This window comes from Micromonospora sp. NPDC126480 (assembly GCF_040302465.1).
In the GTDB taxonomy this organism is placed as follows: Bacteria; Actinomycetota; Actinomycetes; order Mycobacteriales; family Micromonosporaceae; genus Micromonospora.
In genome coordinates this window covers 238,254-261,577 of sequence record NZ_JBEORU010000003.1, presented here as the reverse complement: position 1 = coordinate 261,577, position 23,324 = coordinate 238,254, and the positions used below count along the sequence as shown (strand labels likewise).

General features: G+C 74.8%; 16 protein-coding genes. 10 read left to right on the top strand and 6 right to left on the bottom strand.

Annotation, left to right across the window (positions count from 1 at the left end):
• Positions 1–30 precede the first annotated feature (30 nt).
• Together ABTW87_RS04465 and ABTW87_RS04460 are read left to right on the top strand one after the other, a co-directional pair.
• Positions 31–396, top strand: coding sequence for a VOC family protein (locus ABTW87_RS04465; RefSeq protein ID WP_350648431.1), 366 nt, complete (start codon positions 31–33; stop codon positions 394–396).
• A 53-nt stretch (positions 397–449) separates the two neighbouring features.
• A complete protein-coding gene (locus ABTW87_RS04460) occupies positions 450–1,454 on the top strand; it encodes an ADP-ribosylglycohydrolase family protein (RefSeq protein ID WP_350648429.1) in 1,005 nt (334 codons plus the stop codon).
• A 123-nt stretch (positions 1,455–1,577) separates the two neighbouring features.
• On the opposite strand, the gene ABTW87_RS04455 is transcribed toward ABTW87_RS04460, so the two are convergent.
• The gene (locus ABTW87_RS04455; RefSeq protein WP_350648427.1) at positions 1,578–2,210 is read right to left on the bottom strand and encodes a type II toxin-antitoxin system PemK/MazF family toxin; all 633 of its coding nucleotides are present in this window, start codon (positions 2,208–2,210) and stop codon (positions 1,578–1,580) included.
• Between the two features lie 169 nt (positions 2,211–2,379).
• Here ABTW87_RS04455 and ligA point away from each other — a divergent pair, with 169 nt between their 5' ends.
• From ligA to ABTW87_RS04425, 6 genes are all read left to right on the top strand, one after another.
• Positions 2,380–4,515, top strand: a complete 2,136-nt coding sequence (gene ligA, locus ABTW87_RS04450) for an NAD-dependent DNA ligase LigA (RefSeq protein ID WP_350648425.1) — start codon at positions 2,380–2,382, stop codon at positions 4,513–4,515.
• Positions 4,516–4,657: 142 nt separating this feature from the next.
• On the top strand, positions 4,658–7,492 hold the full coding sequence (locus ABTW87_RS04445; protein WP_350648423.1) for a GGDEF domain-containing phosphodiesterase: 2,835 nt from the start codon (positions 4,658–4,660) through the stop codon (positions 7,490–7,492).
• A gap of 154 nt (positions 7,493–7,646) precedes the next feature.
• Entirely contained in the window at positions 7,647–7,952 is a 306-nt protein-coding gene (gatC, locus tag ABTW87_RS04440; RefSeq protein ID WP_088995614.1) for an Asp-tRNA(Asn)/Glu-tRNA(Gln) amidotransferase subunit GatC, read from the top strand.
• Positions 7,949–9,424 (top strand): Asp-tRNA(Asn)/Glu-tRNA(Gln) amidotransferase subunit GatA, encoded by a 1,476-nt coding sequence (gene gatA / locus ABTW87_RS04435; RefSeq protein ID WP_350648421.1) that lies wholly within the window; start codon positions 7,949–7,951, stop codon positions 9,422–9,424. The genes gatC and gatA overlap by 4 nt, the downstream gene beginning before the upstream one ends.
• 13 nt (positions 9,425–9,437) lie before the next feature.
• The gene (gene gatB, locus ABTW87_RS04430; RefSeq protein WP_350648420.1) at positions 9,438–10,937 is read left to right on the top strand and encodes an Asp-tRNA(Asn)/Glu-tRNA(Gln) amidotransferase subunit GatB; all 1,500 of its coding nucleotides are present in this window, start codon (positions 9,438–9,440) and stop codon (positions 10,935–10,937) included.
• 102 nt (positions 10,938–11,039) lie between these two features.
• Positions 11,040–13,397: a thiamine pyrophosphate-binding protein gene (locus ABTW87_RS04425; RefSeq protein WP_350648419.1), complete on the top strand. Its 2,358-nt coding sequence runs from the start codon at positions 11,040–11,042 to the stop codon at positions 13,395–13,397.
• 35 nt (positions 13,398–13,432) lie between these two features.
• Here ABTW87_RS04425 and ABTW87_RS04420 read toward each other — a convergent pair whose 3' ends face one another.
• From ABTW87_RS04420 to ABTW87_RS04410, 3 genes are all read right to left on the bottom strand, one after another.
• Positions 13,433–15,007: a metallophosphoesterase family protein gene (locus ABTW87_RS04420; RefSeq protein WP_350648417.1), complete on the bottom strand. Its 1,575-nt coding sequence runs from the start codon at positions 15,005–15,007 to the stop codon at positions 13,433–13,435.
• A gap of 62 nt (positions 15,008–15,069) precedes the next feature.
• Positions 15,070–16,242, bottom strand: coding sequence for a PQQ-dependent sugar dehydrogenase (locus ABTW87_RS04415; RefSeq protein ID WP_350648415.1), 1,173 nt, complete (start codon positions 16,240–16,242; stop codon positions 15,070–15,072).
• A 69-nt stretch (positions 16,243–16,311) separates the two neighbouring features.
• Complete coding sequence (locus ABTW87_RS04410) at positions 16,312–18,132, bottom strand: SpoIIE family protein phosphatase (RefSeq protein ID WP_350648414.1); 1,821 nt, start codon at positions 18,130–18,132, stop codon at positions 16,312–16,314.
• 170 nt (positions 18,133–18,302) lie between these two features.
• On the opposite strand from ABTW87_RS04410, the gene ABTW87_RS04405 reads away from it, so the two are divergent.
• Entirely contained in the window at positions 18,303–19,223 is a 921-nt protein-coding gene (locus tag ABTW87_RS04405) for a 2-hydroxyacid dehydrogenase (protein WP_350648412.1), read from the top strand.
• A gap of 11 nt (positions 19,224–19,234) precedes the next feature.
• Here ABTW87_RS04405 and ABTW87_RS04400 read toward each other — a convergent pair whose 3' ends face one another.
• Complete coding sequence (locus ABTW87_RS04400; RefSeq protein ID WP_350648411.1) at positions 19,235–19,621, bottom strand: PH domain-containing protein; 387 nt, start codon at positions 19,619–19,621, stop codon at positions 19,235–19,237.
• Positions 19,622–19,822: 201 nt separating this feature from the next.
• Here ABTW87_RS04400 and ABTW87_RS04395 point away from each other — a divergent pair, with 201 nt between their 5' ends.
• A complete protein-coding gene (locus ABTW87_RS04395) occupies positions 19,823–22,114 on the top strand; it encodes an EAL domain-containing protein (RefSeq protein ID WP_350648409.1) in 2,292 nt (763 codons plus the stop codon).
• Between the two features lie 17 nt (positions 22,115–22,131).
• Here the strand turns inward: ABTW87_RS04395 and ABTW87_RS04390 are convergent, their stop codons facing one another.
• Complete coding sequence (locus ABTW87_RS04390) at positions 22,132–23,154, bottom strand: LacI family DNA-binding transcriptional regulator (RefSeq protein WP_350648408.1); 1,023 nt, start codon at positions 23,152–23,154, stop codon at positions 22,132–22,134.
• Between the last annotated feature and the right edge of the window lie 170 nt (positions 23,155–23,324).

The window sequence follows — 23,324 nt, the reverse complement described above, 5'->3', positions numbered from 1 at the left end:
CCTGCCGCACCGCCTGGGCACCATGACGGCATGATTGGACAGCTGCGTTCGGTGGTGATCGACTGCCCCGACCCGCGGGCCCTGGCGACGTTCTACTCGGAACTGCTCGGCCTGCCGCTCGACGAGAAGGGCTCCTCCGGTGACGGCTGGGTGGTGATCTCCGGGGCCGGGCACCGACTCGCCTTCCAGGAGGCGCTCAACCTGCGCCCGCCGACCTGGCCGGAGCCGGTGGTACCCCAGCAGTTCCATCTCGACGTGCAGGTCGACGACGTGGAGGCGGCCGAGAGGCAGGTGCTGGCGCTCGGGGCCCGGCGACTGCCGGGCGGCGGCGACGACTTCCGGGTCTACGCGGATCCGGCCGGCCACCCGTTCTGCCTGGTCTTCGACGTCGACTGACCATCGCGGGAGGCTGCCGGTGCGGGGTTGCCGGCGGGCGGCATGATCGCGGCATGATCGACCCCTCGCTCCGGCGGGCCGCGGGCTCGCTCTTCGGCCTCGCCTACGGTGACGCGCTCGGCAAGCCGACCGAGTTCCTGACCGTCACCGAGATCCTCCGGCGCTACGGTCCGGCCGGTCCGCGCGAGCTGACCGGCGATCCGGCCCTGGTCACCGACGACACCCAGATGGCGCTGGCGGTCGGCTGGGCGCTGCACGAGGCGCCGAAGCTCACCCCGGAGGCGGTGGAGCCGTTGCTGCGACGTCGCTTCGTCGACTGGTCGGTCAGTCCGGACAACAACCGGGCCCCCGGCATGACCTGCCTGCGGGCCTGCGCCGAGCTGGCGCGGGGCGTGCGCTGGCAGGAGGCGACCGTCGCCGATTCGAAGGGCTGCGGGGCGAACATGCGGGTCACCCCGGTCGGGCTGCTCGACGTCGACCTCGACACGCTCGCCGGCCTGGCTCAGCTGCAGGCGGGGCTGACCCACGGCCACCCGACGGGCCTGGCGGCCAGCGAACTGACCGCGTACGCGGTGCGGCTGCTGTGCGACGGAGCCGCGCTGGTCGACGTGCCCGCAGCGCTCGTGGAGCGGGCCCGGGAGCAGCGCGGGATCTACCGGGAGGAGTGGCTCGGCGACCTGTGGCGGGTGGCCGGCGCCGCCGGTCCGGTGGCCTTCATCGCGCCCGGCTGGGACGAGTGCGCCGCGATCCTCGACCGGCTCCGGGTGGCACTGGCCGCGCCGGACGACGGCGGTGACCCCTGCCGGCTCACCGGCGAGGGCTGGGTCGCCGAGGAGGCGCTCGCCACGGCCCTGTACTGCGCCGTCCGGCACGCCGGCGATCCGGTCACCGCGCTGGCCCGGGGCGCCACCACCGCCGGCGACTCCGACTCGATCGCCGCGCTGGCGGGCGCGTTCGTCGGCGCGGCCCTCGGCATGCCCGCCTGGCCCGCCGGCTGGGCCGCCCGCATCGAGTACGCCGACCAGCTGGCCGCCCTGACCACCCCCCGAACCCGCTGACCCCACCCGAACGCGCCGCCGCCCGGGCCCCGCGCCCGGTGATCAAGAGGTTTTCGGGCCGTCGTGGCGGTGTCGAGGACGAAAAGCTCTTGATCAACTGGGTGAGGGCGGGGATCGGGGCGGTCAGTGGGGGAGGCGGCGGAGGCGGCGCCAGAGGGCGGGGTCGCAGGTGCCGGCGTGGTCGGCGAAGGCGGCGAACGGGATGCGGGCCGGCTCGGCGAGGTTCAGGAAGCTGTCCTGGTCGGCGTCCGGGTCCCAGTCGCGGGTCGGGATGCGCACGTGGTCGTCCCGGTCACTCTTGTCCCGGCTGGTGATCTTCAGGACGTCGGCGCCCCGCGCGTCGACGTGCAGCACCAGGCAGGGGCGGACCTTCGAGCCGGTGCCGTCGGCGTACGGCACGTCGGCCCACCAGATCTCCCCGGGGCGCGGGGTGGGCACCTCGCCGGCCGGGCGTGGACGGGGCGCCGTGGTGGCCCGGGCCCGACCGGAGCGGGTACGGGTGCCGGCGCCCCGACCGCCGGGGTGCCCGGCGCCACGGGTGCCCGGGGCGCCACGCTTCTCCTGGACGCGCTCAGCCCGCTTCTCGCGGGCGCCCCGGTCGGCACGTCCCTCGCGGCTGCCCCCGGGTGCCTCGGGCCGGCCGCCGACCCGGCCGGCGGAACGGCGACCGGACGCGCGGTGCCGCCACTCGTTCCACGACCAACCGGCCGCCACGGCCAGCACGATCGCCACCGCCCAGAGCAGCCAGTCGGGCACGCGTACCCCTCTCGGTCACAGTCGGCGCGGTCGCCGCGCACGCGACACCGTCCGTGCCGCGATCCTCGCACGGCCGGGGCAGGTCGCCCAGCGCACGCGGCGGGTGGGCGGCGCGATGTCCCACCCTCCCGATACCGTTCCAGGTAGCGGAACAACGGGAGGTCACGGCGTGTCCGAGGATGTCATCGGCCAGCAGCTCAGTCCGGCGCAGGTGGCGGCGGCCGGCGCCGAGCCGACCCCGGAGGCGCGGGAGCGGCATGCGACGCTCAGCCGGGAGCTGACCGAACACCAGTACCGCTACTACGTGCTCGACGCGCCGACCGTCTCCGACGCCGAGTTCGACAAGCAGCTGCGGGAGCTGGAGGCGCTGGAGGCGGAGTACCCGGCACTGCGCACGCCGGATTCGCCGACCCAGCGGGTGGGCGGCACCTTCTCCACCGACTTCACGCCGGTCGCGCACGCCGAGCGGATGATGTCGCTCGACAACGCCTTCGCCGACGAGGAGCTGGCCGCCTGGGCCGAGCGGGTCGAGCGGGACGCGGGCGGCCCGGTGCCCTACCTGTGCGAGCTCAAGGTGGACGGGCTCGCCATCAACCTGACCTACGAGAAGGGGCACCTGGTCCGGGCGGCCACCCGGGGCGACGGCCGCACCGGCGAGGACCTCACGGCCAACGTCCGCAGCATCCGGGACGTGCCGGGCAGGCTGACTCCGTCGGCCGAGTTCCCGGAGATTCCCGACCTCCTCGAGGTGCGGGGCGAGGTCTACTTCCCGGTCGCCGCCTTCGCCGACCTCAACGCCGGGCTGGTCGAGCAGGGCCGGGCGCCGTTCGCCAACCCGCGCAACGCGGCCGCCGGCAGCCTCCGGCAGAAGGATCCGCGGATCACCGCGTCGCGTCCGCTCCGGCTTGTCGTGCACGGCATCGGTGCCCGGCGGGGCTGGCAGCCGAGCGCCCAGTCCGAGTCGTACGCGGCGCTGAAGGCGTGGGGTCTGCCGACCAGCGACCGGTGGCGGGTCGTGCCGGATCTGGCCGGCGTCGCGGAGTACATCGCCCACTACGCCGCGCACCGGCACGACGTCGAGCACGAGATCGACGGTGTGGTGGTGAAGGTCGATCCGGTCTCGATCCAGGGCCGCCTCGGCTCGACGAGCCGCGCGCCCCGGTGGGCGATCGCCTTCAAGTACCCGCCGGAGGAGGTCAACACCAAGCTGCTCGACATCGACGTCAACGTCGGGCGCACCGGCCGGGTCACCCCGTTCGCCGTCCTGGAGCCGGTCCGGGTGGCCGGGTCGACGGTGGCGCTCGCCACCCTGCACAACGCCCGGGAGGTCGAGCGCAAGGGCGTGCTGATCGGCGACACGGTCGTGCTCCGCAAGGCCGGCGACGTCATCCCGGAGGTGCTCGGCCCGGTGGTCGAGCTGCGCCCACCGGACGCCCGGCCGTTCGTCATGCCCACCGCCTGCCCGGCCTGCGGCACCCCGCTGGCGCCCGCGAAGGAGGGCGACGTCGACATCCGCTGCCCGAATTCGCGCAGCTGCCCCGCGCAGCTCCGGGAGCGGGTCTTCCACCTCGCCGGGCGCGGCGCGTTCGACATCGAGGTCCTCGGCTACAAGGGCGCCGCCGCGCTGCTCGACGCGCAGGTCATCACGGACGAGGGCGACCTCTTCGCGCTCGACGCGGACCAGCTCGCCCGGTCGCCGTTCTTCGTCAACAAGGACGGCAGTCTCGGCAGCAACGCCGTCAAACTGCTCGACAACCTGGCTGTGGCCAAGGAGCGCGACCTGTGGCGGGTGCTGGTCGCACTCTCCATCCGGCACGTCGGGCCGACCGCCGCCCAGGCCCTCGCCCGGCACTTCCGGTCGATCGATGCGATCGACAAGGCCGCCGAGGAGGAGCTGTCGTCCGTCGACGGCGTCGGGCCGACCATCGCCGCCAGCATCCGCGAGTGGTTCGCCGTCGACTGGCACCGCGAGGTGGTCCGCAAGTGGGCCGAGTCGGGCGTACGGATGGCGGAGGAGGCGGTCGACGAGGGGCCGCGCCCGCTGGAGGGGGTGACCGTCGTGGTGACCGGGACGCTCGCCGGCTACTCCCGCGACCAGGCGGCCGAGGCGATCCAGTCGCGCGGCGGCAAGGTCAGCGGCTCGGTCTCCAAGAAGACGGCCTTCGTGGTGGTCGGCGACAACCCGGGTTCCAAGGCGGACAAGGCGGCGAGCCTCAAGGTGCCGGTGCTGGACGAGGACGGCTTCCGGGTGTTGCTCGACTCCGGCCCGGACGCGGCCCGGGAGGTCGCCCGCGTCGAGGGTTGAACGAGGATCTTGCGTGCGTATACCAACTTAATTACGACTACGACCGATTCGTGACTGTCGTACGGGGGAATCCGGCACCCGGGGCGTTTCATTGTGGCACGGCGTACAGACGGGTACGCCGTTCGTGACCGCCGGAGGTGTGATGGAGACCGCCGACCCGCGCAACTCCGTCCCACCAGGACGGATCGCGCCGTTCTCCGCCTTCGTGGCCGCGGTCATCGCCGTGGCCGCAATGGTGTCGGCGGGTCCCCTGCTGGCGCTCGTCGACCAGGTGCCGCGGCTGCCCGCCGCGTTCTGGACGATGGCCGTGCTGGCCGTCGGCTGCGACGCCCGCCCGTTCGTCCCGCCGGGGCGGCGCCAGTCGTCGGCGGTGTTCCCGTCGACCTGCTTCACGTTCGCCATCCTGCTCGGCTGGGGCCTGGGTCCGGCGGTCGCTGTGCAGGCGGTGGCGGTCGTCGTGTCGGGTGCCCGGCTGGGCTACGCCGGCTGGCGGACCGCCTTCAACGCCGGGCAGTACGCCTGCGCGCTCGCCGCCGCGTACGCCGTGACCCGGCTCGGCGCGGGTGACCTGTTCGGCGGTGGCGGTCTGGGGTGGACGGACGTGGCGGCCGTGGGCGGCGCCATGCTGGCCTGGTTCGTCGTCAACTACGGGCTGGTCAGTTCGGCCGTGCGGCTGCGGTTCGGTGACCGCTGGCTGCCCGGCCTGCGGCAGGGTCTCGGGTTCGAGCTGCTGTCCACCGGGTCGCTGCTGCTGCTCGCTCCGGTGCTGGTCACCGCGGCTCGGGCGAGCGCGGCGCTGATTCCGCTGGTGCTGGTGCCGCTGTTCGCGGTCTACCGGATGGCCCGGCTCAGCGTCGAGCAGCAGCAGCTCGCCTCTCTCGACCCGCTCACCGGCCTGCCGAACCGCAAGGCGCTGCTCGCCGAGGTGGGCGAGCAACTGCACCTGCACGCGGAACGGGCGGCGCGGGGTGAGGCGGGCGCCCGGTTGGCGCTGCTGCTGATCGACCTGGACCGGTTCAAGCACGTCAACGACGCGCTCGGGCACGCGGTGGGGGACCGGCTGCTGGTCGAGGTGAGTGGCCGCCTCACCGAGGTCGTCGGCGAGGACATGGTCGCGCGGCTCGGTGGCGACGAGTTCGCCATCGTGATGACCCGGCTGAGCGACGTCGACGAGGCGCGGGAGCTGGCCGACCGGGTGGTGGCCGCCCTGGCCGAACCGGTCCCGCTGGACGGGCTGCCGCTGGACGTGGGTGGGTCGATCGGCATCGCGCTCTTCCCCGATCACGGCGAGGATTTCGCCACGCTGATGCGTCACGCCGACGTGGCGATGTACGACGCGAAGCACCGCAACGACACGGTGGCCGTGTACACGGCCGAGTCCGACCACAACTCCGCCGAGCGGCTCGGCCTCCTGGCCGACCTGCGCCGGGTTCTCGAGTCCGGCCCGAGCGCGGCGCAGCAGGGCGCGGCGGTGCCGGGCACGGCAGGTCCAGGCACGGCAGGTCCAGGCACGGCAGGTCCAGGCACGGCAGGTCCGGGCACGGCGGGCGTGAGCGCGGCCGACGCGGAATCGGTTCCGGCCGAGACCGCGGGTGCCGACGGTTCCGGCGTGGACGCCGGCGTGATCGCTCCGGTGGCCGGCCCGGCCGCGGACGGTGGTCCCGACGGGGCCGAGGAGGGCACCGCGGCGGGGCCGGGACGGGACGGAACCCGACCGGCGCTCACCCCCGGCGGACCGGCGCTGACGGCGGTCCCGGCCGCCCGGGGCGGTGACGGCGCCGCGCTGCCGGCCCGGGAGGCGCGCGCCGGCCGGTGGTGGCGGCGCGGCCGACGGCAGCGGGCCGACCTGGCCGGCGCCGACGAGCTGATCCAGCAGATCGTCACCGCCGCCGACCCGATCCGCCGGCGCGCCGCCCGGGCGGCCGACGGCACCACCGGGCACCCGGCCGCCGGCCGCGTCGCCGACCGCCCGACCCGGCCCGCCGCCCGGGCGGGCCGACCGGACCGCGGCGAGGTGCTGGAGCGCGGCCGTACGGCGGAGCCGGACCGGGCCGCCGAGCCCGCCGGCACCGGGGCCGCGGGGCGCGGCGAGGGGCCCGGCCGGGACGACCGGCCGCCGGCCGGGCGCTGGAACGGGGCACGCCGGCCCGGTGCGCGGGACACCGTGCGCGGCGCGGCCGACCGGCACTCCGGCGCCCCGGCCGCCGACGCCGGTGAGATCACCATGTACTACCAGCCGCAGATCGCCATCGCGACCGGCGAGGTGGTCGGCGTCGAGGCGCTGCTGCGCTGGCGGCACCCCCGCCGCGGGATGGTCGACCCGGAGGAGCTGATCCGGGTGGCCGAGCAGAGCGCCGTGATGCGCCTGCTCACCTTCCGGGTCGTCGACGACGTCGTCGAGCAGTTGGCGAAGTGGCGGGCCGCCGGGGTCGGTCTGCGGGCGTCGCTGAACGTCAGCGTGCGGGACCTGCACACCGGCGAGATCGCCGACCGGATCGCGGACCGGCTCACCCGGTACGGCGTACCGCCGCGGCTCCTGCAGGTGGAGATCACCGAAGGGGCGCTGATGGCCGACCCGCGCCGGGTGCTGGCCACCATCACCCGGCTGCACCAGCTCGGCGTCGGGATCGCCCTGGACGACTTCGGCACCGGGTACTCGTCGTTGCAGCACCTGCGCCGGCTGCCGCTGTCCGAGGTGAAGGTGGACCGCTCCTTCGTCCTCGGCATGGCGGAGGACACCGACGACGCGGCGATCGTCACCTCGATGATCGAGCTGGCCGGTGCGCTCGGGCTGCGGGTGGTCGCCGAGGGCGTGGAGGACGAGCGGACCTGGCGGATGTTGTACGCGGCCGGCTGCGACGCCGCCCAGGGTTGGTTCTACGCGCGGCCGATGCCGGCCGAGGAACTCGCCGCCTGGCTGACCCGCTACCGCCCGGTGCGCCCGTCCACCGACCCGCCCCGCCGCCCCGCCCGCTGACCCCCGTGATCCGCGCACGCGGCGGCGGGAGGGGAGTCGGAAGCGGGCCACCGGGGGCGGAACAATAGACTCGCTCCGGTCACCGCGCGTCACGCAGCACCGCCGCGCGGTCGGCGTGGACCGACCCAGCAGGACAGCCACGAAGGGGGCACCGATGGCCGCCATCTCCCGCGAGGAGGTCGCGCACCTGGCGCGACTGTCGCGGCTCGCCGTGACGGAGGAGGAGCTGGACACCTTCGCCGGCCAGCTCGACGTGATCCTCCAGGCGGTCGCCCAGGTCGGCGAGGTCGCCGCGGCGGACATCCCGCCCACGTCCCACTCCGTGCCGCTGACGAACGTGCTGCGCGAGGACGTGGTGACGCCGTGCCTGACCCCCGAGGAGGCGTTGTCGGGCGCGCCCGACGCCGAGGAGCAGCGGTTCCGCGTCCCGCGGATCCTGGACGAGGATGTGGCATCGTGACCGACCTGACGAAGCTCAGCGCCGTCGAACTCGCCGGCCTGGTGGCGAAGGGCGAGACCTCCGCCGTCGAGGTCACCCGGGCCCACCTGGACCGGATCGCCGCGGTCGACGACCGGGTGCACGCGTTCCTGCACGTCGACAGCGAGGGCGCGCTGGACGCCGCGCGCGCGGTGGACGCCCGGCGGGCGGCCGGTGAGCCGCTCGGCCCCCTCGCGGGCGTGCCGGTCGCGGTGAAGGACGTGCTCACCACGAAGGGCGTGCCGACCACCGTCGGGTCGCGGATCCTGGAGGGCTGGCGCCCGCCGTACGACTCGACGATCGTGGAGCGGTTGCGCGCGGCGGGCACGGTGATGCTCGGCAAGACCAACATGGACGAGTTCGCGATGGGTTCCTCCACGGAGTACTCGGCGTACGGGCCGACGCACAACCCGTGGGACCTGAGCCGGATCCCGGGCGGGTCGGGTGGCGGCAGCGCCGCGGCCCTGGCGGCGTACGAGGCGCCGCTGTCGATCGGCTCGGACACCGGTGGCTCGATCCGCCAGCCCGGCGCGGTCACCGGCACCGTCGGCGCGAAGCCGACGTACGGCGGGACCTCCCGGTACGGGCTGGTGGCGTTCTCGTCCTCGCTGGACACGCCCGGCCCGTGCGCGCGTACGGTGCTGGACGCCGCGCTGCTGCACGAGGTGATCGGCGGCCACGACCCGCGGGACTCGACCTCGATCCCGGCCCCGGTGCCGGACGTGGTCGCCGCCGCGCGGCTCGGCGCGTCCGGCGACCTGACCGGCGTGAAGCTTGGTGTGGTCAAGGAGTTCACCGGCGAGGGCGCCGAGCCGGGCGTCATCGCCGCGTTCCGCGAGGCGGTCGACACGCTCACCAAGCTGGGCGCCGAGATCGTCGAGGTGTCCTGCCCCCACTTCAAGTACGCGCTGCCGGCGTACTACCTGATCGCGCCGAGCGAGTGCTCCTCCAACCTGGCCCGCTTCGACGGGGTCCGGTTCGGCCTGCGGGTCGGCGACGACGGCAACCGGTCGCTGGAGGAGGTCATGTCGCTGACCCGCGAGGCCGGCTTCGGCCCGGAGGTCAAGCGGCGCATCATGATCGGCACGTACGCGCTCTCGTCGGGCTACTACGACGCGTACTACGGCCAGGCGCAGAAGGTCCGCACGCTCATCACCCGCGACTTCACCGCCGCGTTCGAGCAGGTCGACGCGCTGATCTCGCCGACGACGCCGTTCGTGGCGTTCCCGATCGGGGCGCGCACCGCGGACCCGTACCAGATGTACCTGGCCGACCTGTTCACCATCCCGACCAATCTGTACGGCGGGCCGGGCATCTCGGTGCCGTGCGGCCTGTCCGAGGGGCTCCCGGTCGGTCTCCAGGTCATGGCGCCGACGATGGCCGACGACCGGATGTACCGGGTCGCGGCCGCGCTGGAGAGCGCCGTCGGCACGTTCACCCCACCGGCACTGTGAGGCAGGAGCACCGATGACGACGACACTGCCCGCGTACGACGAGGTCGTCGCGCGCTACGAACCGGTGATCGGCCTGGAGACCCACGTCGAGCTGGGCACGAACACCAAGATGTTCTGCGGCTGCCCGACCGACTTCGGCGGCGCGCCGAACACCCGGGTCTGCCCGGTCTGCCTGGGCCTGCCGGGCTCGCTGCCGGTGGCGAACAAGGCGGCCATCGAGGCGACCATCCGGATCGGCCTCGCGCTGAACTGCTCGATCGCGACGTGGTGCCGGTTCGCCCGGAAGAACTACTTCTACCCGGACATGCCGAAGAACTTCCAGATCAGCCAGTACGACGAGCCGCTCTGCGTCGACGGCTACCTGGACGTCGAGGTGAACGGCGAGACCGTGCGTATCGGCATCGAACGGGTGCACCTGGAGGAGGACACCGGCAAGACCCTGCACGTCGGGGGTGCGACCGGCCGGATCCACGGTGCGACCGAGTCGCTCGTCGACTACAACCGGGCCGGCATCCCGCTGGTGGAGATCGTCACCATGCCGATCCCGGGCACCGGGGCGCTGGCACCGGACGTGGCCCGGGCGTACGTGACCGAGCTGCGGGACGTGATCCGCTCGCTGGGCGTCTCCGACGTCCGGATGGAGGAGGGCTCGCTGCGCTGCGACGTGAACACCTCGCTCAACCGGCCGGGCGAGGAGTGGGGCACGCGCACCGAGACGAAGAACGTCAACTCGCTGCGGTCGGTGGAGCGGGCCGTGCGCTCCGAGATGCTGCGCCAGGCCTCGGTGCTCGACGCCGGCGGCCGGATCACGCAGGAGACCCGGCACTTCCACGAGGACACCGGGGACACCACGCCCGGCCGGTCCAAGGAGACCGCGACCGACTACCGCTACTTCCCGGAGCCGGATCTGGTGCCGCTGGCGCCGGACCCGGCCTGGGTCGCCGAGCTGAAGGCGGAGCTGCCCGAGCTGCCCCGGCTGCACCGCCGCCGCCTCCAGCAGGAGTGGGGGCTGTCGGACCTGGACATGCAGTCGATTTTGAACGCCGGTGCGGTCGAGCTCATCGAGGCGACCGTCGCCGCCGGGGCCACCCCGGCCGCCGCCCGCAAGTGGTGGCTGGGTGAGCTGTCCCGCCGGGCCAACGAGACCGGCGTGGAACTGGCCGACGTCGGGGCGACGCCGGCCCAGGTCGCCGAGCTGCAGAGCCTGGTCGACGCCGGCAAGCTCAACGACAAGCTGGCCCGGACCGTCCTGGAGGGTGTGGTGGCCGGCGAGGGCTCGCCGACCGAGGTGATGGCGAACCGCAACCTGGAGGTCGTCTCCGACACCGGCGCGTTGACCGCCGCGGTGGACGAGGCGATCGCCGCCAACCCGGACATCGCCGAGAAGGTCCGCAGCGGCAAGGTCGCCGCGGCCGGCGCGCTTGTCGGCGCGGTCATGAAGAGCACCCGCGGCCAGGCCGACGCGAAGACCGTCCGCGACCTGATCCTGGACCGCCTCGGCGCCCAGAGCTGAAAGGAAGGGTCCCCTCTTAACGCCTGGTGCATAGGAGGGGACCCTTCTCAACGCCCCACCCCCGCAGCAGGGCGTCAACGGCGACGCCCGGATGGAGTCACCGTGAACCAGCACGACCTCGACGTCCTCGACGAGATCCAGCGGCGGGTGCTCTGGCTCGCCACCCGCATCGTCGACGCGGCCAACCACGACCGGAACACCGGCGACGGCGTCAAGGTCGGCGGGCACCAGGCGTCAAGCGCGTCGCTGGTCACCGCCCTGACGGCGCTGTGGTTCGCGCACCTCGACGCCGAGGACCGGGTCGCCGTCAAGCCGCACGCGTCCCCGGTGTTCCACGCCATCCAGTACCTGCTCGGCAACCTGGACCGGTCGTACCTGACGCGGCTGCGCGCCCGGGGCGGCCTGCAGTCGTACCCGTCGCGCACCAAGGACCCCGACGAGGTGGACTTCTCCACCGGCTCGGTCGGTCTGGGCGCGGCCGCGCCGCTGTTCGCGGCGGTCACCCGCCGCTACGTCGACGCCCACTTCGGCGAGCGCCCGCGCTCCCGCTTCGTCGCGGTCATCGGCGACGCCGAACTGGACGAGGGCAACATCTGGGAGGCCGTCGCCGACCCGGCCACCAAGGGGCTGGGCAACGTGATGTGGCTTGTCGACTTCAACCGCCAGTCGCTGGACCGGGTCGTCCCGGGCATCCGGATCGACCAGTGGCGCGGGCAGTTCGAGGCGGCCGGCTGGCACGTCGTCGAGGTCAAGTACGGCCGCCGGCTCGCCGAGGCGTACGCCCGGCCCGGCGGCGAGGCGCTGCGCGACTGGATCGACGCGATGCCCAACGAGCAGTACCAGTCGCTGTTCGGCCTCGCCGGGCCGGCGCTGCGCAAGCAGTTCCTCGACGGCGCCCCGGCGGGCATCGCCGAGTTCATCGCCGACATCCCCGACGACGAACTGGGCCCGCTCGTCACCGACCTGGGCGGGCACGACCTGGCGGCGATGCTCGACGCGTACGCGCAGTGCGACGCGGTCACCGACCGGCCCAGCGTCGTCTTCGCGTACACCGTGAAGGGCTGGGGACTGCCGATCGCCGGCAACCCGCGCAACCACTCGGCCCTGCTCACCCCGGAGCAGGTCGACGCGCTGCGCGCGGCGCACGGCCTCACCCGCGACACCGAGTGGGACCGCCTCGATCCGGCGTCCCCGGCCGGCATCCGCGCCGGCGAGCGCCGGGAGGCGCTGTCCCGGGCGCCCCGCACGCGTGCGCTGGGGGTCGCCGTTCCGGAGACCACGAGGGTACGCGCGAACAAGCCGATCTCCACCCAGGAGGTCTTCGGCCGGGTGCTTGTCGACCTGGCCCGGGACCCGCAGGTCGGGCGTTACCTGGTGACGACCGCGCCGGACGTCGCGACCTCCACCAACCTGGCCGGGTTCATCAACAAGACCGGGGTGTTCGCCCCGACCGAGCAGCGTTCCTGGTCGGAGGACCGGATGCTGCGCTGGACCGAGAGCCCGGCCGGCCAGCACATCGAGCTGGGCATCTCGGAGATGAACCTGTTCCTGCTGCTCGGTCAGCTCGGCCTGGCGTGGGACCTGTCCGGGCAGCCGCTGCTGCCGGTCGGCACCGTGTACGACCCGTTCGTGCTGCGCGGCCTGGACGCCTTCCTCTACGGCACCTACTCCGGCTCCCGGTTCGTCGTCGCGGGCACCCCGTCGGGCATCACCCTCGCCCCCGAGGGCGGCGCCCACCAGTCCACGATCACCGCGAGCGTGGGCCTGGAACTGCCCGGAGTCACCTTCGTCGAGCCCGCGTACGCGGCCACGCTGGACTGGCTGCTGTGTGACGCCCTCGGCCAGATCGCCGGGGGAGCGGCGCCCGCCGCGACCGCCGCACCCGCCGACGACGGCGCCTACTACTTCCGGCTCAGCACCCGCCCGGTGGACCAGGCGCCGTTCGAGGCGGCCCGCACCCGGCTCGGCGACGCGGTGCTGCGCCGCCAGGTGCTCGCCGGCGCGTACCGCCTGGTCGACGCGCACCAGGCGCACCCGCACCTGGCCGACGCCCCGGTCGTGCAGCTCGCCGCCTCCGGCGCGGTGCTGCCGGAGGTGCTCGCCGCCGCCGCCGAACTGGCCGAGGAGGGCATCGCCGCGCACGTCGTCGACGTCACCAGCCTGGACCGCCTGTACCGGGCGTGGCAGCGCACCCTGCGTCAGGGGGTCCGCACGGCCACCGTCCCGAGCGTCCCCGGCGCCCTGCGGTCGGCCTTCGCCGACCGGGTGCCGGTGGTCACCGTGCACGACGCCGCGTCGCACGCGATGGCCTGGCTCGGCTCGGCCGTCGGGGCCCCGGCGGTGCCGCTCGGCGTCGACGAGTTCGGCCAGTCCGGCAGCGTCACCGAGCTGTACGAACTGCACGACCTGCTGCCGGGCAGCATCGTCAACGCCGCCCTCGCCGCCCTGTCGCTGCGCTGACCGCGCCACCCGGCGCCGGTAAGTCCGGCGCCGGGTCAGCGGGTCGGGGTGGGGGTGACCGGTGCGGAAGGACCGGCCTGCGGGTCCTCCACGATGTGCCGCTGGAGGTTCACCTGGGCCTGGCCGGTCCCGCCGACGGTGATGTCGTCGTACGCCTGGAGCAGCTTGTCCTCGTCGAAGTACAGGACGGTCATCGACAGCGGGGTGGGCTGCTCGCCCTCCAGGCCGCGCAGGCCGGCGCCGCCGGTCGAGCCCTGCACCATCAGCAGCGTGGGTGGCTGGCCCTTCTCCTGGGGCAGCCGGGACACCTCACGTCGGTGGGTGTGCCCGGCGAGCACCAGGGGGCTGGCGCCGGCGAGCGGGCCGGCCGACGCGGGGTCGTGCACCAGCGCGAGGTTCACCGGGCGGGGCGCGCTGCGCGCCGTGGCGGCGAGCTGGTCACCCGTCCCGATGAGCTGGTCGGCGGTCTCCCTGGTCAGGCCGCTGCCCGCCGGCGAGGTGCTCTTGTCCGGGGTGAAGCGCGGGTCGCCGATGCCGGCGATGGTCAGGCCGGCGACGGTGGCGGTCGTGTTGTCGAGCACGACGGCGTTGGGCTGGCGGGCCACCGCCGCGGCCGTACGCCCCGAGTCGTGGTTGCCGCGGATGTAGACGTACGGCTTGCCGAGCAGCCCGATGGAGGCGACGTAGTTCGCCTCCGGCTCGCTGCCCCAGTCGGTGATGTCCCCGGTGTCGACGACGACGTCGATGCCGAACTGCTCCACCACCGTGCGGATGACCTGCCAGGCGGCCGGGTTGAGGTGCAGGTCGGAGATGTGCAGCACGCGGGTGGTGCCGGGCGCCGGCTCGTACACCGGCAGGGTGGAGACGGTGGTGTAGAGCTGGCTGACGTTGCCGACGATGCGCTGGAGTTGCTCGGCGTAGCGGGTGTAGTCGTTGGCGATCCGCCGCGCGTCGCCGACGATCGCCGGCGCGTTGACCAGCAGTCCTTCGTAGCGCGGCTCCTCGATCGACTGGGGCCGCATGGTGGCCGCCGCGGTGCCCAGGCTGCCCGCGGTCACCACCAGGGCGAGCGTGCCCGCCCAGGCGGCCCGCCGGGTGTCGCGGAACACCAGCAGGGCCAGCACCAGGGTGACCAGCACGGCCGCGGCGACGGTCCGGACCCCGAGCCGCATCACCCCCTCGCGGACGTCGTCGACGGCCGTGGCGCTCGCCTGGCTGAGGCTGGCCGGGTCGTGCAGCAGAGCCTCGGTGCGGCTCTGGTCGAGCGCGCCCAGATCCACGGTCAGGTGGGTCGGGCCGCTATGGCTGTCGAGCTGCAGCGCGCCGAGCGGCGGGACGTCGACAGTGGTGCCGCCGTGGAGGGCCGGTGTCACCGTGAGGTCCGCCTGGAACGGCCCGATGTCGGTGCTCACCCGACCGCCGGCGAGCGCTCCGAGGGTGACCCCGGTCAGGGTCACGGTGAGCACGGCCAGCGTCACGCCGGTGGCGCGCAGCGCCCGCCGACGGGTCGAGCCTCCGCCGGCGCGCCACGGCCGGCGCAACGGGAACCACCGGATCCGGCCGGGCTCGGGGGCCCGGCCGTGCTGCTGCTCGTTCTGCTCGCCATCCATGCTGAAATTCTGACCTGCCCGTCTCGGGATCTTGGCAAACCTGGGCCCGGTGTCCCCGGACGTCAGCTTCGTCCGGCTCCGCCGTCAGCGAACACCAGGCGCAGGAGCCGATCGTCCTCCGGGGCCGGATCACCGCGCCCGTCGTGGTTGGAGGTGCTCACCCAGAGCGAGCCGTCCGGTGCGGCGGCGATCGCCCGCAGCCGGCCGTAGCGGTTGGTCAGCAGGTCCCGCGGCTGGCCGAGCGTCGTGCCCGTGGCGGTCAGCTCGACCAGCCAGAGCCGCCGTCCGCGCAGGCAGGCGGTGGCGAGGACGTTCTCCGCCCGGGCCAGCCCGGAGCAGGAGGCGTCCGAGGTGGGCCACTGGACGATCGGGTTGACGTACCGGCGGTCGTCGGAGCGCCCCTCGACCTGCGGCCACCCGTAGTTGCGGCCCTTGACGATCTCGTTGATCTCGTCCCAGGTGTTCTGCCCGAACTCGACCGCGTACATCTTCCGGTCGGTGGTCCAGGTGAACCCCTGGACGTTGCGGTGCCCGACCGACCAGACCGGTGACCCCGGGTACGGGTTGCCGGGCGCCGGTTTCCCGTCCGCGGTGATCCGCAGGATCTTGCCGCCGAGGCGCTTCACGTCCTGCGACTGCGCCCGGTCGCCGGCGTCGCCGGTGCTGGCGTAGAGCTGACCGTCCGGCCCGAATCCCAGGCCGCCGCCGTTGTGGATGCCGGCCTTCGGGATCCCGGTGAGGACCGGCTGCGGCCGCTCGCCGAGCCGGAGCCGGGCGATGCGGTTGTCGCGCTCGGCCGTGTAGTAGACGAAGACCGTACGGTCCCGCTGGTAGCCCGGCGACACGGCGATGCCCAGGAGGCCGCCCTCGCCGCCCGCCGACACCTCGGCGATGGTCTGCACGACGGTCACCTTCAGCCCGTCGGGCCCCGACTCGGGGCCGACCTGGAGGATCCGGCCGCTGTCCCGCTCGGTCACCAGCGCGCCGCCGTCGGGGAGGAAGGCGATTCCCCACGGGACGCGCAGGCCCTTCGCCAGCACCGTCGCCACGACCTCCTGGCCGGCGCCGCCCGCGCTCGCGGTGGCCGACGGGGTGGGGAAGGTGGGTGGCTGGCCGGCTTCGTCCGGCTCCGGCTCGCCGAAGCTGCAACCGGTGGTCACCAGCAGCGCCGCGCACGACGCCGCGAGGGCCGCCCGGAGGCGGCGGGTGCGAGGGTACGGGGGACGGGCGCTCACCCGGCCCAGCCTAGCCCGACCCGGCGGGCATCCGGGTCCGTCGGACGCGGCCGGTTCCGTGCGGCGGCGTCACCGGGCCCGGACCGCCAGCAGCGCGACGTCGTCCTCCCGGTGGTGCGCCGAGGCCAACAGCAGCTCGCACAGCCGGTCGAGGGGGACGGTGTCGGTGCCGTGGAGCCGGTCGGCCAGCCCGGCCAGGCCGACGTCGATGGCCCGGTCCCGTCGTTCGACGAGACCGTCGGTGAACAGCAGCAGGGTGTCGCCCGGCGCCAGCCGGGCGTGGTGGGTGGTCCGGCGGACCGGCCGGGTGAGACCGAGCAGGGGCTCCGGTGGCGCCGCCAGCGGCTCGACCGCCCCGCCCACCCGCACCACAAGCGGCGCCGGGTGGCCGGCGTTGCACCACGCGAGCGACTGCCCACCCGTCCCGTCCGGCCGGAGGCGGGCCAGCACGGCCGTGGCGGCACCGGTGATCCGCAGCCCACGCATGGTGTCGTCCAGGTGGCGCATCAGGTCGCCGGCGGTGTCACCGCGGCCGTAGGCGTTTCCCCGGACCAGGTTGCGCAGTTGCCCCATGGTGGCCGCCGCCTCGATGTCGTGCCCGGCGACGTCTCCGATCGCGGCGACGAGGTCGCCGTCCGGCTGATGGAAGGCGTCGTACCAGTCGCCGCCGACCTCCACCCGGTCCGCGGCCGGCTGGTACCGGGCGGCCAGCTCCAACCCGTTCGAGGTCGGCAGCGGCGACAGCATGCTGTCCTGGAGGACGTGGGCGACGTGCCGCTGCTCCCCGTACACCGAGCTGTTGCCGATCGCCTGCCCGGCCCGGCGGCCGATCTCCACGGCGGTGAGCAGGTCGCTGTCGTCGAAGTGCCGCCGGTCCGGCCCGTTCACAAGCGTGATGGTCCCGAGCACGCGTCCCCGGCCGACGTCGCTGATCGGCACGGTGAGGTGCGAGGCGAAGCCGAGTCGCTCGGCGATCTCGGGCAGCTCCGGTCCGCGGGTCCCGCGCCGGACGTCGGCGATCGTCGCGGCGCTCGCGAGCACCGGTTCGCCGGTGCGCAGAACGGCCCGGGTGACCGACTCCGGACCGAGACGGGTGCGCATCAGGTGGGCGAAGCGCACCATGTCCGCCGCCTGCGCCGGGTCCCGGTGCACGGCCGCCACGTCGCGTACCTCGCCGTCCGGGCCGACGACGCTGACCAGGCACCAGTCGGCGAGCAGCGGGACCATCGTCGCGCCGAGCTGGCGCAGCGCGGTGCCGACATCGAGGCTGCCGGCAAGCGTCTCGCTCAGGCCGGCCAGCAGCGCGAGCCGTTCGTGCGCCTCCTCGGCCTGGCGCCGGGCCTGCTCGGCGCCGTCGAGCGCGATCCGCAGCCGCAGCTCCGAGGTGCAGGCCGCCGCCAGGTCCGCGAGGGTCTGGAGCTGGGCTGCCGTCCAGGCCCGGGGCTTGCCGTCGATCGCGCACAGCGACCCGAGGACCCGGCCGTCCAGGTCGGTCAGCGGCACCCCGGCGTACGCGACCACGCCGAGGTCCGGAACGGCCAGGTTGTCCTGGACCCGGGGATACAGCCGCGCGTCCGGAAGCACCATCGGTGCCTCCAGGTCGACCACGTGCTGACAGAACGAGTGGCTGAGCGGTGTCTCCCGACGCCGCGCCCAGGGTTGCGGCAACCCGGTCGCGCCGGGGAAGAACTGCCGGTCGGCGTCGACCAGGGAGACCAGCGCGACGGGCACGTCGAGCAGGTCCGCGACCAACCGGGCGAACCGGTCGAAGGCCTCGTCGGGCCGCGCCCCCAGCCGGGTGTCGGCGAGCGACCGGAGCCGGTCCGGGTCGGCCAGCGCCGCGCTCGGCCCGGCCCGGCCCCCGGGGGTGGGGGTGGAGCCGTCGCTCATCGAACCACCTGTCTGCGAGGGGCGGGCGGAGACCGGCTGGTGCTGCCGGCTTCCCGTTATACCCACTGAGTCAGATCATCCATGCCGTGGCGTGGATCGCCCGTCCCCTTCGGGTACGCGGACCGACCCCGCTGGGCGGAGGGTCGGCCGAGGGCCTAGTGTCGGCGGGCGTGAAGGTGTGGATCCCGCACGAGAACGGCCCTGCTCTGCTCGGTGACCTGCCAGCGGGCGTCACGGTGGAGGTGGCGCCGGACCTGGCCCGGCTTCCGTCCGCGACCTCCGACGTCCGGTTCTGGGTCCCACCCTTCCTGGCCGGGTCGGCGGGTCCGGCCCTGCTGCGCGAGTTCCCGGATCTCGAGGTGGTGCAGCTGCTGTCGGCCGGCGCGGACGCGTGGGTCGGCCGGATGCCGCCGGGGGTGACGCTCTGCGACGCACGCGGCGTGCACGACCCCGCCACGGCCGAGTGGGTGGTGGCCGCGATCCTGTCCCACCTGCGGGCCTTTCCGGCGCTCGCCCGTTCGCAGGCGCGGCGCGAGTGGGCGTACGCCGACGTGACGCCCACCGACGAGCTGATCGGCAAGCGGGTGCTCATCGTCGGGGCCGGCTCGATCGGCACCGCCGTCCAGGCCCGCCTCGCTCCGTTCGAGGTGAGCGTCACCCTGGTCGCGCGGACGCCCAGGCCCGGCGTCCACGCCGTGGCGGAGCTGCCCCGGCTGCTGCCCGAGGCCGACATCGTGGTGCTGCTGGTGCCGCTGACCGACCAGACCCGGGGACTGGTCGACGGGACGTTCCTCGCGGCGCTGCCGGACGGCGCCCTCCTGGTCAACGCGTCCCGGGGCCCGGTGGCGCGCACCGAGGCCCTCGTCGCCGAGTTGCGTACCGGCCGGATCTCGGCCGCGCTGGACGTCACCGACCCCGAGCCGCTGCCCGCCGACCACCCGCTGTGGGCGATGCCGAACGTGCTGCTCACCCCGCACGTGGCCGGCACGGTACGGGGTCTGCTGCCCCGGGCCTACCGGTTGGTCGGCGACCAGATCCGCCGGCTCGCCGCGGGCGAGCCGCTGCTCAACGCGGTGGTCGACGGCTACTAGGCCGGCGCCGATCACTCCGCCGACTCGGTCGTGCCGGGCAGGGTCTGGCCGGTGGCGGCGACGAGCCGGGGCAGGTCGCCCCGGCGGACGGCGGGCAGTTGGACCTCGTGGCCGTCGTCGAGGCGGGCCACCGCCCGGCCGCGTCCGTCGGCGGACAGCTCGACCACCCGGTCCCAGCCGACGCGGCGCTGCCCGGTCAGCGCCCGCAGGCGCAGTTCCCGGGAGTCGGCGTCGGTGCCGGCCCGCCACGCCCACACGCCCACGGAGAGAGGCACGAGCAGCACCGGCAGCAGGTACCACCGGGCGGCGGCCAGGGGCAGGGCACCGAAGAAGGCGATCACGGCGGCGACCACGATGGCCTGGTTGTGCCGGAACCGGACGACGTCGGGACTGCTCACCCCGCGATGATCCCACCCGGGCCGGGCCCGGGCCCCGCCGGGTTGCCCGCGCGGGCCGACTGCCGGATGGTGATGTAGGTCACGCTGAATTCAGCGTCACCGCCCGGGCGTCGGCTCGTTGTCGACGATTGGGCGGCGGACCCGTCGTCCGTGCCCCGCACCGCCGCACCGCCCCCGTGCCCCCTCACGAAGGCGATCGCCGTGCCCCTCGCGTACCCGCTCCGTGCCCCGGCCCGCCGACCGGCCCTGCCGGAGACCGTCGTCCTCGCGGCGGTCTCGCTGCTCCTGCTCGCCGCGGCCGCCGGACCTCTGCCCGCCCTCGGCGTGGTGGCGCTCACCGCCGCGGCGGGCAGCGCGCTCGCCGGCACCCGGCTGTCGCGGCTCGCCGCCGACCCGCACCGGCCTGTCCTTCAGGACGGCGACACCCGTGCCGCCGCCCGGCGCCGCGCGGCGCGGCCCCGGCGGGTCGCCGCCCTGCTCGACGCGGCCGTCGTCGCGGCCGGGCTGACCGCCGCCGTCCTGCCCCTCACCGGCCCGCCGCACCGGCCGGTCGTCGCCGTCACCGGGCTGGTCGTCGCCGCCGTGCTCTTCGCCGCCGGCCTGACCGCGCTGACCGGGCGGGCGGGTGCGCCGATCCGGCTGCGTCGCCTCGCCGACGCGGCCGGGCCGGGTGCCGGCCTGGCGCTGGCCGGGTGGCTGCTGCTGCCCCGCAACGCCGCCGCCGCGCCGGCCCGCCTCGGTGCGGCGGTCGCCATCGGCGCGCTTGTCGTCGCCGCGCTGGCCGCGCTGACCGGGCCGCGCCGGTCCGGCGGCACGGCCCGCTGCCGGAGCGGCGCGGCCCTGACGCTGACCGGGCTGGTGCTGCTCGCCACGCTGACGGCGGGTGACCTGCCCGATCGGGCCGGGTTGCTGGCCGTACCGCCGCTGGTGAGCGGGATGCTGTTGACCGCGGCGGGCGCGCGGCGCGCGCTGCGTCCGGAGCCGGCCCCGCCCCCGCGGCCGACGGTGGTGTGGCCGAGGGCCGTGGTACCGGCCGCCGCCGTCGTGGCGGCGACCGCCTGGTGGCTCGGCTCCGGTCTGGCACCCGATCCGGTCGCCGTGCTGCTCGCTCTCGCCGCGGTCCCGCCGCTGGTGCTCCGGGAGTTGCTGCGCCCCGGCCGCCGGCCCTTCGTGCCCGAACCGGCGACGACCCCGAACGACGACTCCCGGCCGTCGGCGCCGACCGGTGGAGGTGGTCCGGCGTCCGCGCACCGGCCCGTCCGGACCGGCGACCGCGGCGCGCTGCTGCGGGCACTCGCCGCGCTGCGGGACGTGCCCCCGCCGTCCGGTGCCCTGCTGCTTGTGGAGCTGCACGCGCCGGCCGGCGGGTCGGCCGAACACCTCACCGCTGCCGGGGTGGTGGACGAGGTGGCGCGGCGGACCCGGGCGGTGCTCGGCCCGGGCGACCTGGTGGCCGACGTGACCGGCGCCGGGTTCGCGGTGGCGACCGACGTCGGGCCGGTGCTCGCGTACGCGCTGGGGACCCGGCTGGTCGCCGCCCTGAATCAGCCGTACCAGGTGCCCGGTGCGGTGCTGCGCCCACAGGTGAGCATCGGGCTGGCCGAGACCGGCGGAACCGACCCGCAGGACGTGCTCCGCCAGGCCGAGCTGGCCCGCCGGCGCGCCGTGCAGCTCGGCCGGGACCGGGTCGAGTGGTACGACGCCTACCTGGAGGAGCAACTGGTCCGCCGACTGGACCTGGAGCGGGAGCTGCCGGGTGCGGTCGCCCGGGGCGAGCTGGACCTGGTGTTCCAGCCGGTGCTCGGGCTGGCCGACCGGCATCCGGTGGGGGCGGAGGCGCTGCTGCGCTGGCGCAGCCCGGTCCTCGGCACGGTGTTGCCGGCGGAACTGCTGCCCGTGGCGGAGGACCTCGACGTGCTGGGCGAGCTGGGCTGCTGGGTGCTGGAGCGGGCCTGCCGGCACCTGGCCACCTGGAGCGGGAGCGGGCGGGAACTGTGGATGGCGATCAACGTGGGCGTCCGGGAACTGACCGGGCCGGACTTCGTGCCCCGGACGGCGGCGGTGCTCGACGCGTACGGGCTGGCGCCGGAGCGCCTGGTGATCGAGGTGACCGAGCCCGCGGTGGCGGCGGAGCTGCCGACGGTGGTGGCGCGGTTGGCCGGGCTGCGGTCGCTGGGCGTACGGACGGCGCTTGACGACTTCCGGGCCGAGCACGCCTCCCTCGCCCAGCTCCGCCGGCTCCCGATCGACCTGCTCAAGGTCGGGCCGCAGCTGGTGGACCGCACCGCCGACCGCCCGCTGATCGACGTGGTGGTGAGTGTCGGCGAGCGGCTCGGGCTGGAGATCGTGGTGGAGGAGCTGGAGTCCGAGGAGCAGGTGGAGGCGGCCCGCCTCGCCGGTTGCCGCTACGGGCAGGGGTTCGCCCTCGCCCGCCCGGCGACCGCGGAGCGGGTCGAGGCGTACTTCGAGGAGTTCCCGTTCGCGTCCCGGTGACGCTCGGCTGAATCGGTTCAGCCGGTGCGGGGCGGCGCCGCGGTGCTGCCGCGAGGGGTGAGGTGGGCGGTCTCGTCCTGGACCCCGCCGACGGTCGCCCCACCGATCACGGCAAGCAACTGCCGCGCGGCGTGCGCGCCGTAGGCCGGGATGTCCCGGCCGAGCGCCGTGAGCGGCGGGTGCACCAACCGGCAGAGCGGCGAGTCGTCCCAGGCCACGATGGACAGATCGGTCGGAACGGCGAGCCCCATCTCCTGTGCCACCGACAGCCCGGCGATCGCCATCACGTCGTTGTCGTAGACGACCGCCGTGGGTCGGGCCGGTGAACTGAGCAGCCGGCGGGTGGCCCGGGCGCCCTCCTCGCCGGTGTAGTCCGAGGTCACGGTCACCGCGTCGGCCAGGTCGAGCCGCCGGCACACCTCGGTGAACGCCTCGGTGCGGATCGCGGTGTGCAGCAGTTCCGGAAGCCCGCCGACCCGGGCGATCCGGCGGTGGCCGAGGGCGACCAGGTACTCGACGGTCTCCACCAGGGCGGCGGCGTCGTCGGACCACACGTTGGCGAGTTCACCCGTGCCGCCGGGACCGCCGATCACCACGGCCGGCAGGCCCAGCTCCGCCAGGGCCGGCACCCGCCGGTCGTCGGTGCGCAGGTCGCACACGAGGACGCCGTCCACCCGCCGCTCGCCCCACCAGCGGCGGTAGACCGCGATCTCCGCGTCCTGGTCGGCGACCATCTGCAGGGTCAGCGCGTACGACCGGGCGGACAGTTCCGCCTCGACGCCGCTGATCAGCTCCATGAAGAACGGCTCGATCCCGAGTGTGCGCGCCGGCCGGCACAGCGCCAGGCCGACGGCGTCCGAGGTGGCCCCGGAGAGCGCCCGCGCGGCGCTGCTGCGGCTGAAGCCGATCTCCGCCGCGACGGCGAGGATGCGCTGGCGGGTCGCCTCCGAGACGCCGGGCTGGCCGTTCAGCGCGTAGGAGACCGCGCCCTTCGACACGCCGGCGCGCCGTGCCACGTCGGCGATTGTCGGCCGCTTCACCGGCGCCCCCTGGGTGTCCCGCCGGCCCCGCCGGCGGCATTGATCACTTGCTCGGTTCAGCCTACGACAGGGCAGGCGCGCGCGGAATGCCGGCCGCCGCGCGCCGCCGCCGCAGATGCCCCGCCTCCGCTCTTGTTCCGTGCCGGGCAGGTCGCGAGCAGGTTACCGGC

Coding starts and splice junctions, on each gene's coding strand:
- ABTW87_RS04465 (WP_350648431.1), top strand. CDS start 31: ATGATTGGACAGCTGCGTTCGGTGGTGATCGACTGCCCCGACCCGCGG.
- ABTW87_RS04460 (WP_350648429.1), top strand. CDS start 450: ATGATCGACCCCTCGCTCCGGCGGGCCGCGGGCTCGCTCTTCGGCCTC.
- ABTW87_RS04445 (WP_350648423.1), top strand. CDS start 4,658: ATGGAGACCGCCGACCCGCGCAACTCCGTCCCACCAGGACGGATCGCG.
- gatC (WP_088995614.1), top strand. CDS start 7,647: ATGGCCGCCATCTCCCGCGAGGAGGTCGCGCACCTGGCGCGACTGTCG.
- gatB (WP_350648420.1), top strand. CDS start 9,438: ATGACGACGACACTGCCCGCGTACGACGAGGTCGTCGCGCGCTACGAA.
- ABTW87_RS04420 (WP_350648417.1), bottom strand. CDS start 15,007: ATGGATGGCGAGCAGAACGAGCAGCAGCACGGCCGGGCCCCCGAGCCC.
- ABTW87_RS04410 (WP_350648414.1), bottom strand. CDS start 18,132: ATGAGCGACGGCTCCACCCCCACCCCCGGGGGCCGGGCCGGGCCGAGC.